Source organism: Pseudomonas sp. NPDC078700, from assembly GCF_044542375.1.
Lineage (GTDB): Bacteria > Pseudomonadota > Gammaproteobacteria > Pseudomonadales > Pseudomonadaceae > Aquipseudomonas.
Genome location: NZ_JBITUI010000012.1, coordinates 1 through 2,620, shown reverse-complemented (window position 1 = coordinate 2,620; position 2,620 = coordinate 1). Strand labels below are relative to the sequence as shown.

General features: G+C 53.9%; 4 protein-coding genes. All 4 read left to right on the top strand.

Translation table 11 applies throughout. The features are described from left to right. Window positions 1-95: 95 nt before the first annotated feature. The 4 genes from ACIGCM_RS22860 to ACIGCM_RS22845 all read left to right on the top strand — a co-directional run bounded on the left by ACIGCM_RS22860 (window position 96) and on the right by ACIGCM_RS22845 (window position 2,475). The gene (locus tag ACIGCM_RS22860) at window positions 96-1,049 is read left to right on the top strand and encodes a protein rep (protein WP_397504353.1); all 954 of its coding nucleotides are present in this window, start codon (window positions 96-98) and stop codon (window positions 1,047-1,049) included. An 89-nt stretch (window positions 1,050-1,138) separates the two neighbouring features. Further along, complete coding sequence (locus ACIGCM_RS22855; protein ID WP_397504352.1) at window positions 1,139-1,381, top strand: hypothetical protein; 243 nt, start codon at window positions 1,139-1,141, stop codon at window positions 1,379-1,381. Between the two features lie 186 nt (window positions 1,382-1,567). Continuing rightward, a complete protein-coding gene (locus ACIGCM_RS22850; RefSeq protein WP_397504351.1) occupies window positions 1,568-2,164 on the top strand; it encodes a hypothetical protein in 597 nt (198 codons plus the stop codon). After that, window positions 2,164-2,475, top strand: coding sequence for a hypothetical protein (locus ACIGCM_RS22845; protein WP_397504350.1), 312 nt, complete (start codon window positions 2,164-2,166; stop codon window positions 2,473-2,475). Before ACIGCM_RS22850 ends, ACIGCM_RS22845 begins: the two co-directional genes overlap by 1 nt. Window positions 2,476-2,620: the final 145 nt, after the last annotated feature.

The following is a 2,620-nucleotide window of genomic DNA, read 5'->3' as shown; positions in this document are numbered from 1 at the left end:
GCGCTGCTTTTCCGGGGCTCGGGGCTTCTTTACTTGATACATAGAAACAAAGTGTCGGCAGGTGCTAAGCTGCTGAGACGGGAAAGGAGCCACGAATGGCCAAAAAGAAAACCCCCGTAACCGTTTCCGACTTGGCGGCCGAGACGATTACAGGGGCTGATGAAGCATTGCTTCTGGGCGAAAGAATAGCACGCTATGGCCTAGCACACGCAAGGTCACTGTTAATGCTTGAGCACCTTCGGGGCGCTCCATCACCAGAAGCTACAAAGACGGCCTCAGGCCTCGCCACCTGCGGCAATTACCTGCATTTCCGGGAGTACTTCACGGTGGGCAAGGTACGTTTACACAACGCATCCTTCTGCAAACAGCATCTCGTTTGCCCTCTCTGCGCCATCAGGCGTGGTGCAAAGGCTCTCGGGGCGTATCTCACGCGCTGGCAGGTGATCCAGGAAGAGCGGCCGGAACTACGGCCCTACCTGCTCACGCTCACCGTAAAAAACGGCCCTGACCTCAATGAGCGTCAAGCTCACTTAACGCATTCTCTTAAGCGACTTATGCACCATCGACGGGACTTCAACGCCGGCACTCGTGGTGCTCCGTACACCGAACTCTGCAAGGCAGAGGGAGCCGTCTACACGCTCGAATTGACCAACAAGGGCAACGGCTGGCATCCCCATTGTCACATGATCATCCTGAGCGCCTCTAAGCCCTCTCAGAGCGCTTTCAGTGCTGAATGGCACAAGATCACAGGTGACAGCATGATCGTCGATTGCAGGGCCATTACCGGCGACCCTAGCGAGGGATTCATGGAGGTTTTCAAGTACGCCGTGAAATTTTCGGACTTGTCGCTCGATGACAACTGGCACGCAGCTCAGCAGCTCAAAGGCAAACGCCTTCTCAACTCCTTCGGATTGTTCCGAGGTGTCCAGATTCCAGAGTCATTGCTCGACGAGCCCCTGGACGAATTGCCCTACTGGGATCGGTTCTACAGGTACTTAGGCGGTGAGTATCAATTTACAGGCGAGAGCCCCAAAGAACGGGGCCGCTAACGAATTTCGGTAACGTTACCGAAACGCTGACCAGAGGGACTGCAATCCCCCTGACCAGCTAATCACGATGATCTAAACGGAGATTCACCATGACTAATTCCAATCGTACCTTGCTTGTCGAAACTCTTGGCCGTCGCATTCATTTTTCTACTGAGGTCGAAGGGTTCACTTTTGAGCAAACCGGCGTAGTAGTTGGATGGTTCTGCCCAGTTGCTGAGTTCATTGACGAACTCGGTTACTCCCTCTGCATTCGCGATGACAAGACTGGCGAAGATGACTTTTACGACTTCCATGAGATTCGTCTGATCGGCAAACCCACACCCATCAAGTAATTCGGTACCAAACAGCTCGACCAGGTGAACACCTGGTCGTTTGTTTTGGTACCAAAGGACGCAAGTCCACCCCGCCCTCTGCGCCGCTTTTTGGCGACCCATCGAACGGCGCGGATCTACCTAGCTCAAGGGACACGCCCCCGGCTTATCGGTAACAGCCCCACCGTTACCGAAAAACGGAGGCATGTGCGCAGCGAACCCTTGAACCCCCACCAGATAAAAACCCTCTGGCCTACCTTGGGCAGCAAAGCTGCCCGGGGTATGCCACCCGGCGAGGGAGCTTTTACGCGCCAGCGGCGCGACCTTCTCATGACTTACAACGGTATAACGCTCCAATCGAAGTTATTGACGTTCCAATTTTTACGATGCACTATCGCCTTGCCGACTTGGGCAATCATCCAAAAAATGGAAAATCTCATGACTCACTTTGATCAGTTCATCCAATACCGCGCACTTCGTTTCAAATTCACTTCTATGGGCACCATGACGCTTGACGATCTCGAACGCATGGCCGAGAACGGCAGCGTTGGCAATCTCGTAGACGGTGTTTTCGTACCGGTTTCAAGTGTTGAAGAAGCCAGCTCGATCCCTCTCCGGAACGTCTGCGCCAAGCTTTCTGTTCCGCTTGTTGAGCGGCTTGATCAGGCTCTTTCAGTCCTCGAAATCAGCAAGCGTCAGTTCATCGAACTGGCGATCATTGAAGCCCTCAACAAGGTTGACCAGGTACTGGCAGACGTCGACGCGTTTGAGTACATCGATCAGCGCACAGAGGGAGAGGAATAATGGCCGATGCAATGTTCACCCTCTGCGGGCAAGTGGTTAATTTCTTCGTTCAGCCGGGCGGCACATCGAAGAAAACAGGTGAAGCGTTTGACCCCCGCGACAAGGTTCAAATCCTTGGCCATGTCCCGTTGCAGGACGGCAAAACCAAGCTCGATCTGGTCACGCTTAACGTTGAGGATGCACGGCCCTTCCAAGCAGCTCAGGGCAAGACAATCCGTGTACCTGTGGGGGTTTATGCGGTTGGCAAAACAGTGGGCTATTTCATCCCTCAGGGCGCTAAGCCCCAGCTTGTCACCTCGTCTTCTCAGTAAAAAAACCTGAAGCCTCGATCCTCCGGAAAAAGCGTTCGCAAACGTGAGTTGCGCTGCTTTTCCGGGGCTCGGGGCTTCTTTACTTGATACATAGAAACAAAGTGTCGGCAGGTGCTAAGCTGCTGAGACGGGAAAGGAGCCACGA

What these genes read in the sequence shown, in the direction of transcription:
- ACIGCM_RS22860 (WP_397504353.1), top strand. Translation starts at nt 96, where the DNA reads ATGGCCAAAAAGAAAACCCCCGTAACCGTTTCCGACTTGGCGGCCGAG.
- ACIGCM_RS22855 (WP_397504352.1), top strand. Translation starts at nt 1,139, where the DNA reads ATGACTAATTCCAATCGTACCTTGCTTGTCGAAACTCTTGGCCGTCGC.
- ACIGCM_RS22845 (WP_397504350.1), top strand. Translation starts at nt 2,164, where the DNA reads ATGGCCGATGCAATGTTCACCCTCTGCGGGCAAGTGGTTAATTTCTTC.